The organism is Embleya sp. AB8, assembly GCF_049739465.1.
Taxonomy (GTDB): Bacteria; Actinomycetota; Actinomycetes; order Streptomycetales; family Streptomycetaceae; genus Embleya.
This window is the reverse complement of the sequence record NZ_JBMHHY010000040.1, coordinates 60,440-79,581: the sequence shown is the minus strand read 5'-3', so window position 1 is coordinate 79,581 and position 19,142 is coordinate 60,440. Positions and strand designations below refer to the sequence as shown.

At 70.7% G+C, this 19,142-nt stretch carries 23 protein-coding genes and 3 pseudogenes; 11 read left to right on the top strand and 15 right to left on the bottom strand.

All coding sequences use genetic code 11. The features are described from left to right. Positions 1 to 165: transposase (locus ABIA38_RS40910; RefSeq protein WP_424644071.1), on the bottom strand; the 165-nt coding region annotated here is incomplete at its 3' end. Positions 166 to 240: 75 nt separating this feature from the next. Here ABIA38_RS40910 and ABIA38_RS40905 point away from each other — a divergent pair. Then, positions 241 to 801: pseudogene (locus ABIA38_RS40905) on the top strand (IS701 family transposase); the annotation flags it as partial. A gap of 204 nt (positions 802 to 1,005) precedes the next feature. Here ABIA38_RS40905 and ABIA38_RS40900 read toward each other — a convergent pair. After that, complete coding sequence (locus tag ABIA38_RS40900; RefSeq protein ID WP_424644067.1) at positions 1,006 to 1,764, bottom strand: SDR family NAD(P)-dependent oxidoreductase; 759 nt, start codon at positions 1,762 to 1,764, stop codon at positions 1,006 to 1,008. Between the two features lie 150 nt (positions 1,765 to 1,914). On the opposite strand from ABIA38_RS40900, the gene ABIA38_RS40895 reads away from it, so the two are divergent. After that, entirely contained in the window at positions 1,915 to 2,550 is a 636-nt protein-coding gene (locus ABIA38_RS40895) for a TetR/AcrR family transcriptional regulator (protein WP_424644066.1), read from the top strand. Here ABIA38_RS40895 and ABIA38_RS40890 read toward each other — a convergent pair. The 3 genes from ABIA38_RS40890 to ABIA38_RS40880 form a co-directional block, all read right to left on the bottom strand. Next, positions 2,453 to 3,634 carry an esterase/lipase family protein gene (locus tag ABIA38_RS40890; protein WP_424644065.1) on the bottom strand — a complete coding sequence of 394 codons (1,182 nt, stop codon included), beginning with the start codon at positions 3,632 to 3,634 and terminating at the stop codon, positions 2,453 to 2,455. The two genes, ABIA38_RS40895 and ABIA38_RS40890, sit on opposite strands and share 98 nt — an antisense overlap. 299 nt (positions 3,635 to 3,933) lie before the next feature. Beyond that, the gene (locus tag ABIA38_RS40885; RefSeq protein ID WP_424644064.1) at positions 3,934 to 4,227 is read right to left on the bottom strand and encodes a hypothetical protein; all 294 of its coding nucleotides are present in this window, start codon (positions 4,225 to 4,227) and stop codon (positions 3,934 to 3,936) included. A 134-nt stretch (positions 4,228 to 4,361) separates the two neighbouring features. Beyond that, positions 4,362 to 4,526, bottom strand: coding sequence for a hypothetical protein (locus ABIA38_RS40880; RefSeq protein WP_424644063.1), 165 nt, complete (start codon positions 4,524 to 4,526; stop codon positions 4,362 to 4,364). Here ABIA38_RS40880 and ABIA38_RS40875 point away from each other — a divergent pair, their 5' ends adjacent. The 3 genes from ABIA38_RS40875 (at position 4,527) to ABIA38_RS40865 (ending at position 6,412) form a co-directional block, all read left to right on the top strand. Continuing rightward, positions 4,527 to 4,877, top strand: coding sequence for a hypothetical protein (locus ABIA38_RS40875; protein WP_424644062.1), 351 nt, complete (start codon positions 4,527 to 4,529; stop codon positions 4,875 to 4,877). 462 nt (positions 4,878 to 5,339) lie between these two features. Then, positions 5,340 to 5,816, top strand: a complete 477-nt coding sequence (locus ABIA38_RS40870) for a hypothetical protein (protein WP_424644061.1) — start codon at positions 5,340 to 5,342, stop codon at positions 5,814 to 5,816. A gap of 353 nt (positions 5,817 to 6,169) precedes the next feature. Beyond that, positions 6,170 to 6,412: a hypothetical protein gene (locus ABIA38_RS40865; RefSeq protein WP_424644060.1), complete on the top strand. Its 243-nt coding sequence runs from the start codon at positions 6,170 to 6,172 to the stop codon at positions 6,410 to 6,412. Between the two features lie 77 nt (positions 6,413 to 6,489). Here ABIA38_RS40865 and ABIA38_RS40860 read toward each other — a convergent pair whose 3' ends face one another. The 3 genes and pseudogenes from ABIA38_RS40860 to ABIA38_RS40850 all read right to left on the bottom strand — a co-directional run bounded on the left by ABIA38_RS40860 (position 6,490) and on the right by ABIA38_RS40850 (position 8,785). Next, positions 6,490 to 6,942 carry a tetratricopeptide repeat protein gene (locus tag ABIA38_RS40860; protein WP_424644059.1) on the bottom strand — a complete coding sequence of 151 codons (453 nt, stop codon included), beginning with the start codon at positions 6,940 to 6,942 and terminating at the stop codon, positions 6,490 to 6,492. A gap of 143 nt (positions 6,943 to 7,085) precedes the next feature. Beyond that, positions 7,086 to 8,164: pseudogene (locus tag ABIA38_RS40855) on the bottom strand (protein kinase domain-containing protein); the annotation flags it as partial. A 291-nt stretch (positions 8,165 to 8,455) separates the two neighbouring features. After that, positions 8,456 to 8,785, bottom strand: coding sequence for a hypothetical protein (locus tag ABIA38_RS40850; RefSeq protein ID WP_424644058.1), 330 nt, complete (start codon positions 8,783 to 8,785; stop codon positions 8,456 to 8,458). Between the two features lie 264 nt (positions 8,786 to 9,049). Here ABIA38_RS40850 and ABIA38_RS40845 point away from each other — a divergent pair. Further along, positions 9,050 to 10,517: pseudogene (locus tag ABIA38_RS40845) on the top strand (DNA polymerase III subunit alpha); the annotation flags it as partial. Between the two features lie 403 nt (positions 10,518 to 10,920). Here ABIA38_RS40845 and ABIA38_RS40840 read toward each other — a convergent pair. After that, on the bottom strand, positions 10,921 to 11,067 hold the full coding sequence (locus ABIA38_RS40840) for a hypothetical protein (RefSeq protein WP_424644057.1): 147 nt from the start codon (positions 11,065 to 11,067) through the stop codon (positions 10,921 to 10,923). A gap of 92 nt (positions 11,068 to 11,159) precedes the next feature. Between ABIA38_RS40840 and ABIA38_RS40835 the strand changes: the two genes are divergently transcribed. Beyond that, positions 11,160 to 11,483: an FKBP-type peptidyl-prolyl cis-trans isomerase gene (locus ABIA38_RS40835; protein ID WP_424644056.1), complete on the top strand. Its 324-nt coding sequence runs from the start codon at positions 11,160 to 11,162 to the stop codon at positions 11,481 to 11,483. Between the two features lie 189 nt (positions 11,484 to 11,672). Here the strand turns inward: ABIA38_RS40835 and ABIA38_RS40830 are convergent, their stop codons facing one another. The 5 genes from ABIA38_RS40830 to ABIA38_RS40810 all read right to left on the bottom strand — a co-directional run bounded on the left by ABIA38_RS40830 (position 11,673) and on the right by ABIA38_RS40810 (position 15,271). Continuing rightward, positions 11,673 to 12,188 carry a hypothetical protein gene (locus ABIA38_RS40830; protein ID WP_424644055.1) on the bottom strand — a complete coding sequence of 172 codons (516 nt, stop codon included), beginning with the start codon at positions 12,186 to 12,188 and terminating at the stop codon, positions 11,673 to 11,675. A 230-nt stretch (positions 12,189 to 12,418) separates the two neighbouring features. Further along, positions 12,419 to 12,910 (bottom strand): hypothetical protein, encoded by a 492-nt coding sequence (locus ABIA38_RS40825; protein WP_424644054.1) that lies wholly within the window; start codon positions 12,908 to 12,910, stop codon positions 12,419 to 12,421. Beyond that, complete coding sequence (locus ABIA38_RS40820; RefSeq protein WP_424644053.1) at positions 12,910 to 13,311, bottom strand: hypothetical protein; 402 nt, start codon at positions 13,309 to 13,311, stop codon at positions 12,910 to 12,912. The genes ABIA38_RS40825 and ABIA38_RS40820 overlap by 1 nt, the downstream gene beginning before the upstream one ends. Positions 13,312 to 13,839: 528 nt before the next feature. After that, positions 13,840 to 14,019, bottom strand: coding sequence for a hypothetical protein (locus ABIA38_RS40815; protein WP_424644052.1), 180 nt, complete (start codon positions 14,017 to 14,019; stop codon positions 13,840 to 13,842). Between the two features lie 310 nt (positions 14,020 to 14,329). Further along, entirely contained in the window at positions 14,330 to 15,271 is a 942-nt protein-coding gene (locus ABIA38_RS40810; RefSeq protein ID WP_424644051.1) for a hypothetical protein, read from the bottom strand. A 292-nt stretch (positions 15,272 to 15,563) separates the two neighbouring features. On the opposite strand from ABIA38_RS40810, the gene ABIA38_RS40805 reads away from it, so the two are divergent. Together ABIA38_RS40805 and ABIA38_RS40800 are read left to right on the top strand one after the other, a co-directional pair. Further along, positions 15,564 to 15,791 (top strand): hypothetical protein, encoded by a 228-nt coding sequence (locus ABIA38_RS40805; RefSeq protein ID WP_424644050.1) that lies wholly within the window; start codon positions 15,564 to 15,566, stop codon positions 15,789 to 15,791. Between the two features lie 267 nt (positions 15,792 to 16,058). Further along, entirely contained in the window at positions 16,059 to 17,081 is a 1,023-nt protein-coding gene (locus ABIA38_RS40800; RefSeq protein WP_424644049.1) for a pentapeptide repeat-containing protein, read from the top strand. Positions 17,082 to 17,365: 284 nt separating this feature from the next. Here the strand turns inward: ABIA38_RS40800 and ABIA38_RS40795 are convergent, their stop codons facing one another. Further along, on the bottom strand, positions 17,366 to 17,620 hold the full coding sequence (locus ABIA38_RS40795) for a hypothetical protein (protein WP_424644048.1): 255 nt from the start codon (positions 17,618 to 17,620) through the stop codon (positions 17,366 to 17,368). A 137-nt stretch (positions 17,621 to 17,757) separates the two neighbouring features. Here ABIA38_RS40795 and ABIA38_RS40790 point away from each other — a divergent pair, with 137 nt between their 5' ends. Next, positions 17,758 to 17,889: a hypothetical protein gene (locus tag ABIA38_RS40790; protein WP_380013209.1), complete on the top strand. Its 132-nt coding sequence runs from the start codon at positions 17,758 to 17,760 to the stop codon at positions 17,887 to 17,889. Further along, positions 17,889 to 19,013: a methyltransferase domain-containing protein gene (locus ABIA38_RS40785; protein WP_424644047.1), complete on the top strand. Its 1,125-nt coding sequence runs from the start codon at positions 17,889 to 17,891 to the stop codon at positions 19,011 to 19,013. The genes ABIA38_RS40790 and ABIA38_RS40785 overlap by 1 nt, the downstream gene beginning before the upstream one ends. Positions 19,014 to 19,142 lie beyond the last annotated feature (129 nt).

Sequence of the window (19,142 nt, the reverse complement as noted above, 5' to 3'; positions counted from 1 at the left end):
CTCCGATTCGGGTTCCGCCGTCGATCTGCGATACCGGGCAACCCAGGTCCCGAGCGTGGTGTCGCGGATTCCCAACTCGCGTGCGACATGGGTGACCGGTCGAGGACCGTCCAACACCATGCGAACGGCCTCGTCCTTGAACTGCTGTGTATATCTGGATGGCACGTGCTTTCTCTTTCCGGTTCCCTATAACCCTACGTGGGTGACTGTCCGGAAGATCAAGGGCACCCCAGTTCGTGTGAGGAGCATCGCGTCGGTTACGTCGTGGCGGTGCCGAAATCGCAGAACGTCACCTCGACGACCGGGATGTGGCGGATCGACGCGCTGATCGGCCACGCGCCCGCCGAGGCGTGGGAGCGTCTGTCGTGCGGCGACGGCGCGAAGGGCCCGCGAATGTACGACTGGGCGTGCGCGAGGCAGCCGGTGATCCCCCACTTCGACGATGCCGAACTCGACCGTGGGCGTTGGGTGTTGGCTCGGCGGAGCCTGACCGACCCCACGGAGATCGCGTACTTCCTCGCCGCCGGCCCCGAGGACACGCCGCTCGTGGAACTCGTTCGCGTCGCGGGCACCCGTTGGGCGATCGAGGAGGCTTTCCGGGCCGCGAAGAACGAGTGCGGCCTCGACGAGTACGAGGTCCGCCGCCACCCGGGCTGGTACCGGCACGTCACGTTGTCGATGCTCGCCCACGCGTTCCTCGCCGCCCTCGCGGCCGACGCGGCGGAAAGGGGGGAGCCGACCCCATCCAACCCGATGTTGTCCCGTTCACCGTGGCGGAGATCCGGCGACTCCTGGCAACTTTGAACCCACCCCCGACACACCGCCTGCCCCGACACATCCTCCACTGGTCCACCTGGCGCAGACGCCGCCAAGCCGTCGCCCGCCGCTGCCACCACCAACGCAGAATCCGCCGATACTCAGCGTCCACCCAGACATCCCGGATAGACAAGAAACGCGCCCGAAATGGCCACTGACCTGCGGATATATCGAACCGCTGCTGGAGTACTAGAGCAGGGCGCCGCCGGAGACCTCGATGCGCTGGGCGGTGACCCAGCGCAGTCCGTCGGAGGCGAGCGTGGCGATGGCGTCGCCGATCTCGGCGGGCTCGCCGACGCGGCCCAGGGCGGTCTGCGCCGCCAGCCCCGCTCGCATGTCGCTGTCATCGCGCATGGCACCGCCGTTGAAGTCGGTGGCGGTCGGTCCCGGGGCGATGGAGTTGACCCGGATGCCGCGCGGGCCCAGTTCCAGGGCCAGGGTGCGGCTGAGCACTTCGACGGCAGCCTTGGACGCCGAGTAGACGGCGGTGGCCGGGCTGGTGTGGCGGGTCAGGGAGCTGGAGACGTTGATGACGCCGGCGGGGTCGGCCATCAGCGGCAACAGTGCCTGGATGAGGAAGAACGTCCCACGTACGTTGGTGTCCATCATCGCGTCGAAGTCCGCGACACCGACCTGCTCCAGGGGGCTGAAGATCCCCACACCGGCGTTGTTGACCAGGATGTCCAGCCGCGTGGCGTCCCAGAGCTGCAGGTGCTCACCGAGCTCGGCCGCGAAGGGCGGGAACGAGGCGACATCGGCGATGTCCAGGCGCAGCGCGAGGGCATCGGACCCGGCCGCCCGTACCGCCTCGACCGTCTCCTGCGCCCCGACCTCATCACCCCGGTAGGTGACGATGACCTTGATGCCCCGCTGCGCCAGGGCCAGCGCCGTGCTGCGGCCCAGCCCCCGGTTGGCACCGGTCACCAGCGCGATCTTCTTGCTGTCCATGGAACTGCTCCTCGGATGGGAAGGGGGGAACGCTGCGGGGCTCACTGCCCGACGCGGGAGGCGAGTCGATCGACTCGCCTCTTTCACCGTAGGTCCGTCCCCAGAGGCGAGTCAAGTGACTCGCCTCGCAATGGCGGGCATACTGTCTCCATGGCAGAAGGACTCTCCGACCACCACCGACGGCTGGCCCAGCAGAAGCGGGAGGCGATCACCTCGTCCGCCACCGCCCTGTTCCTCGACCACGGCTACGCAGGGACGTCACTGGCCCGGATTGCCGAGGCGGCCGGGGTGTCGAAGTCCACGCTGTTCAAACAGTTCCCCACGAAGGCGGCCCTGTTCGAGGCCATCGTGAGCGAGTCGTGGAAGCAGGGGTCCGGTCACGCTCCGATCCCGCCCCCGGCCGGCGACCTGCGTGCGGGCCTGATGGCCATCGGCCGCCGCTACGCAAAACTGGTCGGCCGGCCCGGGATGACGGCCCTGTTCAGGATCGTCATCGCCGAACTGCCGCGCCTGCCCGAACTGGGCAGGATGCAGTTCCAGTTGGGCAAGCTGCCCTATTTCGACTCCGTACGGCTCTACCTGCAAGCCGAGCACGAGGCCGGCACCGCGCGCGTGCCCGACGCAGAAAGCGCCGCCAACCAGTTCCTCGGCATGATCGCCAACTTCGTCCTGTGGCCCCGGATGCTGCTCACCGACTGGAACCCGGCCGCCGACGAGACCGACCATGCCGTCGACGAGGCCGTGGAGACAATGCTTGCCCGCTACGCCACCGGTCACCGGAAGTAGTCGCCCTCGCTCGCGCCCCCGACGCTTCGCACGGGCGGGAGCGCGAGCCGCAACGTGCGGTCGGTGCCGGGTGGGGCACGCGTCGTTGACGCCACACGACGCCACCGGGGAACCGACCTTGTCCGGCGGCGTGGTTCCCGGCACGCTGCACGAGGGCGGTCTTGCCGACACCGGGCATCCCGGTCACCACGCTCGTGTCCGGGGCTGAGGCGGCCGGCGGGTGGTCGGGGTCGAGGAAGTGATCAAGTCGGTCGCGAGTTCGTCGTTTCGGGCGACGAAGTTCGAGGGCGCGCGGCAGAACCACGGGTGGCGGGGGATCGGGCGACGAGGTCGGGGGCGAAGTGGTTGGGCCTGTGTCCGTCGGCGGGGAGGTGGCGCTTGCGGGGGCGGTCTCCTGCAGGAGACGGCGCAGGGTGACGAAGGTGCGGTTCTCTGGGCGGGCGGCCTTGAGGATGCCGAAGTGGTCGCCGGGCAGGGCGGCGGCGTCGGGGAAGAAGGATTTGGCGGACGCCACCGGGACGACGCCGTCGCTTTCGCCGGCGTAGACGGAGAACGGGATGGGACAGGTCCGTTCAATGACCTCGGATGCGCGCAGCACCTGGTTCACGATGGTCCGGCGGGTCTTGGCGACCTGGTGGTTCAGCGGCCGGAGTTGCCTCTCCTGCGGGTTCCTGCCGACGCGGCCGAAGATTTCCCGGCGCAGTGACCGCGCCAGTTCGGAGCCGTCGTTGGGGCAGGCCAGCATCACCACCCGTCGGATCCGGTCCGGTTCCCGGCCGTGGCCCTCGTCGAGCATCCGCGCCAAATACCGCTGCGCAACCGGGCCGCCCATGCTGTGCGTGACCAGCACCAGGTTCTCGAACGGCTCGCCTTCGGTGCGCAGGTACTCCTTGAGGCTGTCGACCACGGTGTCGATCTCCGGAAGCACCCGCACGAAGTCCAGCGACCGGTCCTGCTCGATCCGCTCCCGCAGTTGCTTCCAGGTTTCCGGTTTGGACCTGAATCCGTGGATCGGCACCACACCCGACCGTCCGCCCGCGCTGCCGGAAGCCACGACCACGGCGCAGCCGAGACCACCGACCATCCCATCCTTCGCGACCCCTCCCCGCGGTTCGCCGCCGAACGCGGGCCGCTCCTCGCCACAGGCCCCCGCCCGGGACGAGGAACTCGCCCCGGGCATCGGACAAAAGGGCCGATCGCACCGGACCCGAGGACCGTCGAGATCCTCCGGAAAGCCCGAACTCCTCCGCCCGTCGACGGCATGCTCGACGGCGTCGGCGGGCGCGCTCTGCGCCACCGCGCCCCACCGACGCGTCGCGCCAGCGGCCGGGACGGGCGTCGGCGCGGTGACCGCCGGGCGACCACCCCGCGTCGCCGCGGCGTTCAGGTCCGGCTGTCGTCCTCCCACAGGCGGTCAAGGTCCTCGACGCGCGCCGCGCCTTCCGGCGACCAGCGGAACTCAGTGTCGGCAATGCCTTCCCGCTCCTGCACCGCCCCGATGTCCACCAGCCGGCGCAAGATGTCGACCAGCGCCGAGCACAACGGGTTGTCCGTCCTGAACATCAACCGGTGGTGGGAGGGATCATCCGGCGGTCCGAAGAACCCGAGCGCCCGCCCCACCGCGAACAGGGCGCTGTCGTGGTCGAGCCAGTCCGTCAAACCCTCGGAGAGATCCACCAGGCGCATACTGCCGGCGGGGCCCGGACACGAAACCAACGGCCCGCGACCGGACGACCCATGCGGCACAGACCCGGCCGGGCGGCCCGACCGCCCGGGCCCGGTCTCGCGTCGTCCGCGTGGGTGCCCGCCGGTCAGCCGGCCGCTCCGTCACAGTGGCAGAGCACCGACATGGTGACCACGGCCGGGTCGTCGGGGAACGGGACGAAATCGGGCTCGGCGTCCTCGGCCACGAGGCCGGCCGCGCGCAGGACGGCGTGGACCCGACGGCCGGCCTCCCCGTCGCCGGTGATGTCCACGTGCGTCGCCCCCGGGCCGGTGGCAAGCCACGCGCGGGCGTCGTCGGCGAGGTCGGGGCCACGATGAACCGGGCCACCGCCGCCCTCGCCGAATGGAACGAGCGCACCGCCGCCACCGGCGCCCGCACCCCCGGAGAGGCCCGATGCGACGACGAACTACAGTCACTGCGACGGGTGTTGAGCGAAGTCAAACGCGAGCGGACCGAACTGCAGCAGCGGCTCGACGCCGCCGCCACCGTCATCGCCGCGATCCACCACGACAACACGGCCCTGCGCGAGGAACTCACCGACCGCGGTGGCTCGGTGATCGCCCTCGGCGGCCGACCGCCCGAGACAATGGGCCCCTGCTGAGCATCCCTTGGCTCGCCCACAAGGGTGAACCTTTCCGGCTCGCTCAACACCTGAGAACTGTCTCGCCACTGTTCCGGTCCGATCCCCTGCTCGCACCCGCCGAGCACGGGATCATTGCACGCATGCGGGCCTTTCGACATCTCATGAGACACCGAAAAAGTGGAGAACAGTTGTACCGTCGGAACGTGACGTACCCGCGTAGGGTCGCCCGCGCCGGCGGCCGCCGTGTTCATGGTGGCGGGATGCTCCGTCGACGACGGGCATCGCGCCCCAGGCCCCGACACCGCGGGCATCCCGCCCGACGTCCACTGCCACGACGCCCTCTTCCGCGGCTTCGCCACATCGGTTTCCCCGGCACGGGATGACGGCTGCCGGGCGCCGTATCCCCGGAGCCGGCGCCCGGCGCGGGACCGCACCGCCAAGGGGTTTCGAAGCTCCGACCGACACCAGCAGGGCGACCTCGTGACGACGGACCCCGCCGGCTACGCCACGCCCTGGTACTTCGCCCCGGCCGCGGACCAGCCGTGGGGCGTCACCGTCGAGGAGATCGTCGCCTCCCTCGAACATCGGCCCGACGCCCATTGGATGCGCGGTGAGGGCTTTCGCGGCGAGCCCCTCCTCGACCTGTGGTTCCCCATCGGGCCCTGGCTGTTCCAAGGCTCCTACACCCCGCATCCGTCGTCCCTGAGCATCGGCATCTGCGACGTGCACGCCGCCGCCGAGGTGTTGACCACCTGGTTCCTCCCACTGCTCCCCCCACACGTCACAAGCATCGCCTTCAACACCGAGGACGGAGTCGAGAACGGCCATGCCGACGTCGACTTCACCCTCCCCTGCCGCGACGGCCGCGACGCCGTCGTCGACACGCTCACCGGCCACCTCCGACACGTGTGGCCCGCCCGCGGCACACCCCCGACGCCCCGCACCCACGGCGGCTGACGGACCGGGACGACAACAGGCGAGCCGCCGTATCTGCCCCGGCGTTCGGTCGAACCCGTGAACAACCGACGTCAGGACCCGGGTTCCGGCTCGGATTGTCGATGCTGTCGGTGATCTTGTCGGGCCCCGCCCGACTGCCGCCCCTTCCCCGGTCGCCAGGACGTGCGGACGTCTCGGCGGTGACCCCCACGGGCAGGTCGAATACATCGAACCATCGGCGGGCGAACTCGGTCTCGGACGGGTCCAGGTCGTCGCCGGCGTCCTGCACCGCGCGGCCGTCCGGCCGACGAAGCGCTGCGGTGACACGGACTCCTGCCGAGAGTGGCGCTGTTCGGTCGCTTGGCCGCTGGCAGGTGGGCAAGACCACCGCGGTGGCGGCGGCATTGGAGGGCGAACGCGGGCGGAACGCGGTGTGGTTGACGTTTGGGTCCCGGCCGACGATGCCGAAGCTGCGCACCGCGTTGTGGGCGCAGCTGTGGCCGGGGATCCGCCTCCCGCGCTCGCGGACGGATTTCGAGCACGGTGTCACCCGGGCGTTCGAGCGGTCCCGGCGCGTCCTGGTCTGCGGATTTGTGGAAAACTCGTGGCTGCTATGACGCGTGGGGCGAGGGCGGGCCGTTCGGGGTCCGCTACGGCCCCGACGACTATGCGTCAGAACCGATTCTGTTCCTCGTCACAGCCGGCGGATGGTCCCGGCTTCCCCCGCCCGCCCGATGCGCTCGAGCAGGCTGACGAGGTCGTCCACCGCACGCGGGTTGTTCGCGTCGATTGCCCGGCGATACATCCGTTCCGCTTCCGCCTCGCGCCCCGAGTCCTCCAGCAGGAGGCCGAGGTTGTCGGCGGCGTATCCGTCCGGGTCACCGGCTTCGAGCGCGCGACGATACATTTCCTCGGCTTCGGTGGCGTTTCCGGCTTCCTGGAGCAGGAGGCCGAGGTTGTTGGCGGCGTACCCGTCCGGGTCACCGGCCTCGAGCGCGCGGCGATATACGCGCTCGGCCTCGATGGTGTTGCCCGTCTCCTGGAGCAGGAGGCCGAGGTTCGCTGCGGCCCACGGGTGGTCGGCGTCGAGAGCTCGGCGGTACATCTCCCGGGCCTCGGCGGTGTTCCCCGCCTCGTCGAGCAGCACGCCGAGACCGTGGGCGGCGTACCCTTCCGGGTCGCCCGCTCGAGGGCGCGGCGGTACATCCGTTCGGCTTCGCCGCTCCGGTCGGATGCCTCCAGCAGCAGGCCGAGATTGCGCACCGCCCGAGGATGGCCGGCCTCCAGAGCGCGGCGATACATCCGTTCGGCCTCGGCCTTCCGCCCCGTCCTTTCGAGGAGCCGGCCGAGGTCGTGGGCGGCGTTTCCGTCCGGGTCGCCGGCGTGGAGGGCGTGGCGGTATATCTGTTCGGCCTCTGCTTGCCGCCCGGTCTTCTCGGGCGGTGCGGCGAGGCTCCGGGCCGCGTCCTCGCCTCCGGCTGCGGGGGCGGGGGCGGGGCGCAGGGCCGACTCGTCGGCGAGGGGCGTGGTTTCCGTTGCGGGGTCCGGTGGTGTGGTCGCCGTCGCGGGTGTTCGGAGCACGGTGGTTGCGGCGGGTCGGTGTGGGGACGTGAGTCGGGTTCGTACGGCGCCGGCGTGGGCGGGTCTGTGGTCGGGGTCTTTGGCCAGGAGGTCCAGGACGAGGCGGTCCAGGTGGGCGGGGACGTCGGGGCGGTGGCGTGAGGGGGCGATGGGGACGCGGTCGAGGTGGGCATACATCATGGCGACCTGCTCCAGACGGGTCCCGAACGGCGGTCCGCCGGTCAGGAGCGCGTACAGGACGCAGCCCAGCGAGTACAGGTCGGCGCGCCGGTCGCCGGTGTGGCCGCGCCACCGTTCCGGGGGGAGGTACGCGAGCGTGCCGACCTGCCCGTCGCCGGTACCGGTGAGGGCGCCGACGGCGGCGAGGTGACGGGCGACCCCGAAGTCGAGCACCTTGATCCGGCCGTCGTCGGTCAGGAACAGATTCGCGGGCTTGAGGTCCGGTGGACCATCCCGTCGGCGTGCGCGGCCTCCAACGCGGCGCACACCCGACTCGTCCACTCCACGACCTCGGCGAGGGTGGGCAATCGCGTTCGCAGGACCGCCGCCAGGTCGTGTCCGTGCAACCGTTCCATGACCAGATACGGCCGGCCTCCCGGCTCGACCCCGAAATCGTGCACCGTCACCACGTTCGGATGGTTGAACGCCGCCGCCGTCGCCTCGCGAGCGAACCTCGCCGCCGCCAGCTCGGCCGCCGCCGTGTCGTCCGGATCCTCGGGCTCGGGCAACACCTTCACCGCCACCTCGCGCCGCAGCGTCAGATCCCGGGCCGCCCACACCTGGCCCATGCCCCCACGCCCGAGCAACACCACCAACTCGTACCGACCCGCCACAACCCGACCCGCACCCGTACCCGGTACCGACACCACGCCCCCGATCGTCGAGGCCCATCGTCGTGCGAAACACCCGCCCACGGCGAGGGGACTCGCCCATTCCCGGGCGGGGCACTCGCCGAAGTCGCATGCGGGCGTGGAGAGATCGTGCCGTGACCGACGGGTCGGGGGGGTCGCGATGCGGCCGACACGAGCGGCAACGGGGAAGCTCCGGCGGAGCCCTCGGAAGTATGGACAGTGCCTGCGTCAGGGCGTCTTTCGCCCCCCGGGGGGGTTTCCGGTCAGCCGACGGATTGTGCCCAGCTGTTGCGGGGTGGTTGCCTCGACGTATCGATCTGCGATGTTCTCCTGGATGCGGTGGGCTTCGGCCAGGAGGTCGACTGCCTGGTCGTGGGCTTCGACAAGCGTCAGGCTGTTTGCCGGTTCGTTGAGGTTGTTCGCTTCGCCGCGCCGGTCGCCGATGTCACGGTGGATGGCCCACCCGTTCCGAGAGAGCTGGATGGCGTCGGTGTAGTTCCCGGTGCACCGCTGGACGGCACCCGGGTGTTGAAGCGCGGTGTCGTACGCGTAGTGCACCGTGGACGACGGTGAGGCGCTGCTCGCGACTACAGGACCGGGCGCCCGGGCGGGTCCCTCGTCGGTACGATGTCGATGCGGTGTCTGTGACGCCGTCGGCACCTGTGCGGGGCACAGGGTGGTGGCACGCCCACGGCATCGGTGGGCCGAAGCCCGGTACGGCCACCGGGGTGAGGATCGCGACGAGCACGACCCGGCCCGGTTTTCCGGAGCCGGGCCGCCGCCACTCCTCTGCCCGCTCCCCCGTATGGAGAATCTCGTGGAACCCTTCATCTGGAGTGCCTCCATTACGGGTTGTCCGGGACCGGGCCGGGTTCGCCGCGTCTGGCCGCGCGTACCGTGCAGCTCGCGGACGCGACCGGTGTGCCGGCGGTCCTGACCAACGCGGTGCGCTACGCCGACCCCGACCAGCACAAGGTCGCGGACGTGCTGGACGCGGCCCGGCTGTTGCGCCCGATCCGCTTCCGCCACCCGGCGTACCTCGACCCGGACGAGCGGTGGTTGAAGGACCCCGGGGCGATGGCGGCGATCGCGGCACGAATCGCGGACGCCTCGGGAGCCGGCCCCGACCGCGCCCGGGAACTGCTCGCGAACACCGCCCGCACGGCCGACGAGTGCCGCCTGGACCCGGTGCGGGACCTGGGCCTGGGCACCGCGCACTTCCCCGAACCCGCCCTCGTCGGCGCCGAGGCCGCCACGGCGGCGCGGGTGCTGCGCGAGCGGTGCGAGGCCGGGATGGCCCGGCGCGGCCTCGACCGCGACGAGGCCGCGCAGAGGCGTCTCGCGCGGGAGTCGGAGGTGATCGCGCGGCTGGGGTTCGACACCTACTTCCTCACGGTCGGGCTGGTGGTGGCGGATGTTCGGGAGATGGGGATCCGGGTGGCGGCCCGGGGGTCGGGGGCGGGGTCGATGGTGTGCCACGCGCTGGACATCGCCACCGCGAACCCGCTGGACCACGATCTGCTGTTCGAGCGGTTCATGTCCGAGCGGCGTTCCTCGCTGCCGGACATCGACATCGACGTGGAGTCCGCCCGGCGATCGGACGTCTACCGCAGGATCTTCGAGCGGTTCGGGAGCGAGCGGGTGGCGGTGACGTCGATGCCGGAGACCTACCGGGCCCGGCACGCGCTGCGCGACGTCGGCCTCGCGCTGGGCCTGGCCGCGCCGGACGTCGACCGGATCGCGAAGTCGTTCCCCCACATCCGGACCGGCGAGATCACCGCGGCGCTCGCCGACCTGCCGGAGCTGCGCCCGCTCGCGGCGGAGGCGGCACGGTTCGGGCCGCTGTTCGAACTCGCCGAGCGATTGGACGCATTGCCGCGCGGGATGGCGATGCACCCGTGCGGAGTGATCATCACCGACGGCACGCTGTCGGACCGACTGCCGGTACAGCCCACCCCCCGGCGGCGGCTCCCCGATGGTCCAGGCCGCGAAGGAGGACGCCGCAGCCCTCGGCCTGATCAAGCTCGACGTGCTGGGGGTACGGATGCAGTCCGCGATGGCGCACGCCGTCGCCGAGATCGAACGCGCCACCGGCGAACACGTCGACCTCGACGACGGCTCCCGGGTGCCCCTGGACGACTTCTTCGCGTTCCGGATGATCCAGGCATCCGACACCATCGGCATGTTCCAACTCGAGAGCCCCGGCCGACAAGACCTGCTGGGTCGCCTGCAACCGCGCGGAGTCCGGGACGTCATCGCCGACATCTCCCTGTTCCGGCCCGGACCCGTCTTGTCTCCGCACTGACTGTGTCCCGTGCAGGTCGTGTCCCATATCTGAGAGGTGGGGCAGCGCGGGTTGTCGGTCTGCGCATGGACCTTGTGTCGCGTGAAGTGGCTGGGAGGATTCACCCGCAGGAGTGAGGGCTTAGGCATCCCGGACGGTGCGGGAATGGCCCTGGTGGGCTTGAAAGTTGTCCGGATCCGGCCCCATGCTGTGTGATCATCCGGATACCTTGATCATCCAACCTTCTTGAGTTCAGAATCGCTGAGGATGCTTCAGCGGGAACTCAAGAAGGTTGCTGGCTTGGAATCAGGGCTGGTGCCCTGGGTTCGGTTGCTGGTCGAAGTGTCGTGCGCAGGGTTGATGTCAGTGGGATGCGCAGGGTTATGACAGCGGAGGCGCAGAGTCCGTGTCAGTAGGTACAGGCGGCTCGGGGAGTATTGAGTGCGAGCTCTTCGAGGGCCTGCTGCCAGCTGGCGGGGGCGGGGGCGATGCCGCCGTCGACGGAGACCCGGCGGACTGGCTTCGGGGTGCGGTGCGAACTCGCAGAGATGGTCATTTCTGAGAGTCAAGGCGTTCCCGCCTCGACCGCCACGCGAGAGGCCCTAGCATCAGCGAAGATTTTAGATCATCGAGTGAAGGCAGGTTTTCATGGGCGTCCAGATCGAGATCATGCAGCCCGGGGATGGAGTGTGCCCCAAGTCGGGGGACAAGGTCACGGTGCACTACACCGGCACTTTGACGAACGGCGCGAAGTTCGACTCTTCCCGCGACAGGAATTCGCCGTTCGTGTTCACGCTGGGACAGGGGGAAGTGATCAGGGGCTGGGACGTGGGAGTGGCCCAAATGCAGCTGGGTGAGCGGTCAAAGCTGACCATCTCGCCCGATTACGGCTACGGGGCGCGGGGCGCGGGTGGTGCCGTCCCGCCCAACGCGACGCTGATCTTCGATGTGGAATTGCTCAAGATCAACTGAGGTTTCGTCTGCGTGTGACCTGCGCTCCGTCCTCATCCTCATAGAACCCGGCGGCCTGACCGGGTCGGCGACCCGCAGCAAGAGTTCCGCCTTCGCGATCCGCCCGTACTCGGCGCCGACGCAATCCCGCGCCGGGGACGTCTGTACTGACACACAACTCTGCGCACGACATCTGGCTTGGAATCAGGGCTAATGCCCTGGGTTCGGTTGCTGGTCGAAGGAGCCGTGGAGGAGTCGGCGGGCGAGCTCGGCGTACTTGACGGCGGTGGCCGGGGAGAGGTCGAAGAGCACGGTCAGGTGGAGGGGGTCCGCACCAGTGGCGAGGGCCTCGCCCAGCACTCTGTCAGCGCGGATGCGGGCGAGGCTGACCCCGTGGAGGGTGAGCTGCCGTTTGAGGAAGTAGTTGCTGACCGGGCGTGTGGTGCCGGCGGTCTGCTGGGAGACCAGCACGTGGCGGTTGAGCGTGTGCGGCCGGCGGGCCTTCCGCTCGGCGAGCCAGGCCCGCATAGCGGTGCGGGTAAGGGTCCCCATGCGCTGAGGGTGGCCGTCGAGGGTGACGGTTCCGGCGGCAAAGTCCAGGTGTTCGAGCAGCAGCCCGCGCATCGCTTCCTCGCGGGCGGCGTGGGCGGCGGCCAGGACGACCGCGAGACGGGCGACCGGGGTGGTGGCGGTCTGTTCGGCGTGGGCGATCTCCTCGTCGGTCATCGGGTCGAGCAGCCTGACCTCCTTGCGCAGGACCTTGAAGCCCCGGGTCGGGTCGGCGAAGACCTGGCCGTATCGCGACCCGGGGATTCGCGCCCCTGATCGAGTTCCGGTACCCCGACGGCAACCTGGTCCCGCAGACCATCATCAGTCCGCTCAACTAGCAGTTCCCTGCGTGTCGGCCGCTGTCGTTTCGCGGCGGTGGCCGACTCGGTGGCATGCATCCCTGGGCTTCAGTGGCAAGTCCCGATGGTGTTTTCCGGCCGTTGCTGAGAGACGGCCCGCAGTTGGACCGGGCCCGGCTTTTGACGGAGCCGGAGGATCTCCTCGTGCTGGGCTGCGAGTTGAGACAGAGCCCGTTGCTTGAAGTCGGTCAGCTCCTCGATCGTCGTGTCCTGTCCGGCGAGGCGATTCCGTAGGCCCTGATTGGCGGACCTCAGCCGTTCGATCTGGGCGTCGCGGGGGTCCGTGAGACGCCCACCCTCGTGGAGGGCTTTCAGGCGTCTGCTGAACTCGTCGGCGAGGTGCTGGTAGGGGCCGGGGCGGATGGTGCCGTCGCGGTCCTTCTTCGCGTAGAAGCCGGTGCGGGTGACCCCGGCCTCGGCGGCGAGGGTCTTGAGGTCGCAGCGGCCGCCGGGCGGGAGTTCGCCTTTCAGGAGCCGGTCCATGGCCGCCCGGATCGCTTGTTCGTTGCGGGCCCGGTTGGTGTCGGTGATCTGCCCCATCAGCTTGTCGCCTCCGCCCTTGTGGCCGTGTCGATCTCCGCGACGACTCTGTCCGCTCGCTGGATTTCAGCATCGAGACGGTTTCGTTCTGCCTTCTGACCTCGGCCGATCTTGCCGATGAAGATCCGGTAGTTGTCGGCGGCGGAGGCCCAGACGGGCCGGTGACCGGGGTGGTGGGTGGCCTGCAGGCAGCGGGCGGAGTCACACATCCCGGCCAGCGGGGTTTTCCGGTCGGGGGCCTCCTCGACACCGGAAACGGGCGCGTCCACATCGTCGACTTCGAGGACTCCGGCCGCAGCACCCGAGCCTTCGAACTCGCCGAACTCCTCGAACACCCCTCCACCTGGGTCGACACCGACGCCTTCGACGCCGACCACCTGCTGAGCCGCCTCGACCTCCACCCGACCGAACGCGAAGGCGTGCGCCGCCTGCGACCCCTGCTCGCCTACCTGTGGACGCGCATGCTGCTTCCGGGGAAACCGGCACACGCCCGAAACCCCGCCGGGTCGCTCGAACGCCAGGCGGAACGGCTTCTGGCCCTCCTCGACGGATGAACCACAGCGGGCACACGGCACCGTCCCCCGTATTCACGAGGTCTCCCGGTCCCGGTGGACCGTTGACAGCCCGTCCGGGGGGGGTGCCGGCCCGAACGTCGACGTCACACCGATCGAGACATGGTCCGGGCGTAATCAACGGCGCCGTGCCGCCCGGCACGAGGCCATGTGCTCACACGGGAATCATCGGCCATCCCAACGGGCGGGCACCCCGGGTTCCCGACCGGTTCCGCCGAGCTCCGGCGTCCGCCGGACTGGGTGGCGTAGCCGGTGGGATCCCTCGTCACAAGGTCACCCCGAGGATGACGGCCGGGGCCTCGAAATCCCGCGGTGACGCCGCGGCTTCGCGCCGGGCGGTTTGCGGGTCGGCGGTCGTCATGGTCGTGCCGACGAAGGCGGTGGCGCGAAGCCGGGTGAGGGGCCGTCGTAGTAGTAGATGTTGGACCGGTAGACGGGAGCGTCGGGGTCGGGGCTTCGCCGCTCGTCGTCGGAGCACCCCGCCAGGACGAACAGGGCGGCCACGGCGGTGAGGGCGACCCCACGAAGTCGAGTCACGTCCGAACCCTACCGGCGCCCGGCGCACGCCGGCCCGCGGCCGGGCCCGCGCATATCGGAGCGCGTTCGAACGGACCTGCCCGTCCGCGTAGGCGGCCCGCCGTGTCGCACGAGACGGCGTGGTCGATCGTTCGTCCCCGGTCGGGAATGCCGCGTCACGCCGGCGGGCGGTTCCTCGGCCGAGTGGCGGCGCCCGAGGAAGGCAACACCGGCGGTCCCGGCCGACGCGGGAAACAAGCCGCCGCCGGAGTGCTCCCGCGCACCTGCCGCGCCGACGGTGGCCGGGGTCTTCCGGGCGATGTCGCCGTGCTCACGACCCGAAGGACCGAGGGCACGCGGTGCCCGCCCGTGCCGGGCCGACGAGGTAGCGGATGCCCTGATTGTCGGCGGGGTTGGTCCAGAGACTGTTCCCGAACACCGTCGCCGCCCTCTTCGTGTCGCCGAGCCTCCACCACGTCGACCCGAGGCCGTGCAGTGCCCGATGCAACGGCCGGTTGTCCAACTCGCCCCAGGCCAGAACCCCGGCGAACGCCGGCGGCAGGGACAACTCGGCGACGGCCACGGCGGTCTGGTAAAACCCCAGGGCCTCGGACAACGCGGCCTCGTCGGCGTCGGCGCGGTCGAACGCGTCGCCGCCGAGGTGCGCCCAGCAGTCGAGTTGCCGGGGGTCTTCGTATACGGCCGCGAGCAGCGCGGCGCGGTAGGCCAGGTCGTCCCCGGTGGAGTCACGCAGGTCCAGCGCGCGGTCGACGGGCGGTGGGCCCTCGCCGACGTACGGATCGGGCATCCGGTACGACGGCCGCGCCCCCGCCTCGCGCACGGCCCGCCACCACGCCCACGACGGCGTGCCGCCGAGGTCGGCCGCCGTGGAGGGGCGGGCGCCCCACCCGCGTTCCGAACGCGGGTCGTAGTCCCGCCCGTCCGGGCGCGCCGGAGTGATCCCGGCGTGGTGGATCCGTTCGAGGATACGACGGGTGTCGCACCGCGCGTACCGGTCGGTGATCTCGGACAGGTACACGTACCGGCGGCCGCGGGCACCCGACGGCTCGTCCGGCGGCGGGAGCGTGCGTCGCAGGCCGTCGAGCAGGTCGGACAGGACGTCCTCGGCCCGGCCGGCGGTCAGCGGCCAGGACAGTCCGAACGCGCGCGGCACCTCATGCACGGGATACCAGAGCGAGCCCTCGTCCAGGCCGCTGCGCCGGGCCAACATCGCGCGCAGGTCGCCCCCGTCCACCGAAGTCCCCACCGCCACCACCCACTCCCCGCTCGTTCACGACGCTCGGGCGAACGCACCGTGTCCGGAGCGTAACCGGCACACGCCCACCGGACCCGCCCTTCGAGAAACCGCAATCCGCACGAGGGAACGAACGCAGGACTCGGGCTGCCCAACCCGCGCGCCGACCCCGACGTGCCATCCCGGGCCCGGCACGCCGGGGCCATAGGGGTCCGGCGAGGACGTCGGCACCTGGCTGGAACGGCAGCAGCGGCCCGGGGCCGGGCCGACGCCGGCGCAGCGGGAGGCGTTGGCCGGGGTGGGCGTCGCGGTGGCCGAGGTACCGGAGCAGCGGAGGGCGGCGCCGGACCGGTGGACGCTGACCCTGACCGCGGCAGCGGCGTACCGGGAGAGGGAGGGGCACTTGACCGTGCCGCGCAAACACGTCGAGAGCGTCGCGGTGCGCGGTGCCGAGCATGCGGTGAAGTTGGGGGTGGCGCTGGCGAATGCCCGGCAACGTGAGCAGCGGGCCGCGTCGGGGCCGGCCGGGGGTGGATAGGGGTGTTCACGTACACATTCCCCTATACAGGCTGCGCATTTTCGGGGGTGCACATCGGCCCCCGACCGGCCCGGATGCCGTCGTGGGCCCCGTCGTTTCCAAGGACGACGCCCCAGGCGACGGGGCAGGCGACGGGTAATCGGTCCGTCGGGGATCGGACCGGACGCGGGCCTCGGTTTCGGGCGTGTTGCTGGGGAGTCCCCTCGGAATCGGGGCGGTCCCCTGTTTTGCGTGCGGGGCGGTTCGGCCGCGCTGTTCCATGTGGGGATGAGGCGTCCTGGGTGGGGTTGGCGGGTGTGGGCTGCGGTCGGCGCGGTGGCGGTTGTGGTGGTGGCCGTGGTGTGGGGGGCGGCGGTGGTGCACGCGCTGGTGCCGATGTCGCGGCCGGGGTGGGACCGGCTGGACCCGGCGACGCGTGCGCAGGCCGAGGGGCAGTTCCGGTTGGCGACGATCCAGGGGTTGGCCGCCCTGGGTGCGGGGTTCGCGTTGTTGTACACGGCCCGCAACTTCCGGCTCAATCGTCGTGGTCAGGTGACCGAGCGGTTCACCAAGGCGCTGGAGCGTCTGGGGTCCGATCTGCCGTACGTGCGGTCGGGCGGGATCTTCGCGTTGGAGCAGATCGTCCAGGACGCCCCGGAACAGAAGGACCACATCACGCGCATCCTCGTCGCGTTCCTCCGCGACCGCGCCCCCGCCGCCGGGACGAAGGGTCTGCCCGACCATCCCGACCCGGACGTGCAGACGGCCCTGACCACCCTCGGACTCCTCAAGCCCACCGGCGCCCTGGTCGATCTGTCCTGCCTTCACCTGAGCGGCGCCAATCTGCGCGGCGCGAGCCTGCGCGGCGCGAACCTGCGCGACGCGCACCTGAACGGCGCGAACCTGCGCGACGCGCACCTGAACGGCGCGAGCCTGCGCGGCGCGAACCTGCGCGACGCGCACCTGAACGGCGCGACCCTGACCAGCGCGAACCTGCGCGACGCGCACCTGCACAACGCGCACCTGAACGGCGCGTACCTGAACGGCGCGAGCCTGATGGGCGCGTTTCTGACCGGCGCGCACCTGAACGACGCATATCTGAACGGCGTGAACCTGACCGACGCGCATCTGACCCACGCGCACCTGGACGGCGCGCACCTGAACGGGGCGGGCCTGACCGACGCGGGCTTGAGCGACGCGGGCCTGACCCGCGCGAACCTGACCGGGGCGAACCTGGACGGGGCGAACCTCAACGGGGCGAACCTGAAAGGGGCGAACCTGAAAGGGACGAATCTGGCCTCGCAGATCTGACCGAGTCGGTCGGGCAGGCGGGCGTGAACATCCCACCGGGACGACATCCGCACAGAATTCCTCACCACATATCCCGTAAGGAATTTCATGTGGGAAAACCACTCAACTCCGACGGTCGTTCCGTCCGACGGTGGGAACCGACGCGGGCTCGTGCTGCGCCTCGCCGATCCGATACACCCGGTGACGCACGAAGCAGTTGTATACATACGCTCACCCGTCGGTGATGCTCGGCGCGGGACAGGCGGGAACCCGAACAGGTGTCCGCAACCCCGCCCCCGGCGAAGTCAGAGCGGAACCATCCGGACGACGGTCACCAGGAGGAGGCCTTTCGAGATCTCGTAGCGCACCATGACGTCGCCCACGGCCGTGTCCCGGCAGTCCTCGTAACCGGGCCGCGCGGCCGAGGTACCGCGCCCGTACGGATCCCGGGCCACCGCCGCCATGCCCCGCTCCAGGCCCGCCCGACGAGCCGCGTCCAGCTTGTTCAGTTCCCGCTCGGCCTTTGTGAGGCCATGACATGACGACCGCCGTCGGGTCACCGAGGCGGTCCGTGTATCGGACGGGCGGATCGAGCACGGATGCGTCGGGACACCGGCTCGCGGTCTTGCAGTTGCTCGTCGTGTCGCGTCATGCTCGGAACGTCATCTCGCTTCCGAGGACGTGTGGAGGCCCCGTCGTGGGTGATCACAGCAAACCGCCGGCGCCCCAGCCGGATCCGCCCCAGCCCGACCCCAAGCAGAAGCAGGACGGCGCCCTGCCCGGCATCGGTGACCCGGGCCCGGGACGCCGCAAGAAGGACAAGCCGTAGTGCACGACGACGCCGCGATCGTGGGCGCCCTCGACGCCGAGGGCGCCTTCCCCACCCCGTGGATACGCGAGGCCATGCTCGCCGTGCCGCGCGCCGCGTTCGCGCCCGACGTGATCTGGCACGCCGACCCCGTCTCGGGCCGGTACACCGCGGTGGACCGACACACCGACCCCACCACGTGGGAGGAGGTCGTGGTGCGGCCGGGACCTGTGGTCACCCAGGTCGACGACGGCACCAGCGACACGATCGGCGACCTGGCGAGCAGCTCGCTCAGCGACTACCGCGCCGTCGCCTCCTTCCTCACCGAACTCGACGTACGCCCCGGCCAACGGATCCTGGAGATCGGCACCGGACCCGGCTGGACCGCAGCCCTCCTCGCCTGGCACCTGGGCGGCGAGAACGTGGTCTCAGTCGAGATCGACCCCACCCTCGCAGCCGCGGCCCGCGCCGCACACACCCGACTCGGCCTGTCCCCGACCGTGCTCGCCGGCGACGGCACCCTCGGCGCGGCCCACGCCGGGGTATTCGATCGGGTGCACGCCACCGCAGCGTTCACCCACCGCGTGCCCTACGCGTGGATCGAACAGGCCCGCCCCGGCGCGGTGATCGTCGCGCCGTGGTCGCCCGGCTTCGGCGCGGGCGCGCTCCTGCGCCTGGTCGTCGACGACGACGGCCGCACCGCGTCGGGAAAGTTCGTGCGCAGCGTGGCGTTCATGGAGTTGCGCGGCGAACGCAACGGGGGCGGGGCGGCCTTCGAGGCGGTGCGCGAGGCCGAGCCCGCCACGGAGGAGGCGGAGGTGGGGTGGGTGTTGGAGTCGCTGTACGGGGACGGGAACTTCACCCACGCCGTCGCGTTGAGACTCCCCGACGTGCGGCTTCGCACACTCGGAGGCGGGACCGTGTGGCAGCTGTGGGACACAGGACGTTCCTGGGCGGTGGTCGACGACCGGCCCGGGATCGGCAAGGCCGTCCAGGGCGGGCCGCGCAGGCTGTGGGACGAGGTCGACGCCGCCCTGCAATGGCAGGACGAACACCAAGTGCACGGCTACGACTTCGGGATCACCGTCGAACCCGGCCGGCAATGGGCCTGGGCGCAGCGGCCCGACCGACGCTGGGAGATGTAGCCGCCCGCGCCTGCGTGAACCACCTAGGCGGGCGGGGCGGCGCAGCGGCGGTCGGTCGTGCCGGTGTGAGGGAAAGCGCGTCGGTGGCGGTCACCGGTGGCGTCGGGTGGTTCGCGTGGTCTCAGGTGT

Bases quoted from the DNA above. Each gene is read 5' to 3' on its own strand.
- ABIA38_RS40895 (WP_424644066.1), top strand. From the start codon at position 1,915: ATGGCAGAAGGACTCTCCGACCACCACCGACGGCTGGCCCAGCAGAAG.
- ABIA38_RS40835 (WP_424644056.1), top strand. From the start codon at position 11,160: ATGGGCGTCCAGATCGAGATCATGCAGCCCGGGGATGGAGTGTGCCCC.
- ABIA38_RS40830 (WP_424644055.1), bottom strand. From the start codon at position 12,188: ATGACCGACGAGGAGATCGCCCACGCCGAACAGACCGCCACCACCCCG.
- ABIA38_RS40890 (WP_424644065.1), bottom strand. From the start codon at position 3,634: ATGGTCGGTGGTCTCGGCTGCGCCGTGGTCGTGGCTTCCGGCAGCGCG.
- ABIA38_RS40900 (WP_424644067.1), bottom strand. From the start codon at position 1,764: ATGGACAGCAAGAAGATCGCGCTGGTGACCGGTGCCAACCGGGGGCTG.
- ABIA38_RS40840 (WP_424644057.1), bottom strand. From the start codon at position 11,067: ATGACCATCTCTGCGAGTTCGCACCGCACCCCGAAGCCAGTCCGCCGG.
- ABIA38_RS40800 (WP_424644049.1), top strand. From the start codon at position 16,059: ATGAGGCGTCCTGGGTGGGGTTGGCGGGTGTGGGCTGCGGTCGGCGCG.
- ABIA38_RS40825 (WP_424644054.1), bottom strand. From the start codon at position 12,910: ATGGGGCAGATCACCGACACCAACCGGGCCCGCAACGAACAAGCGATC.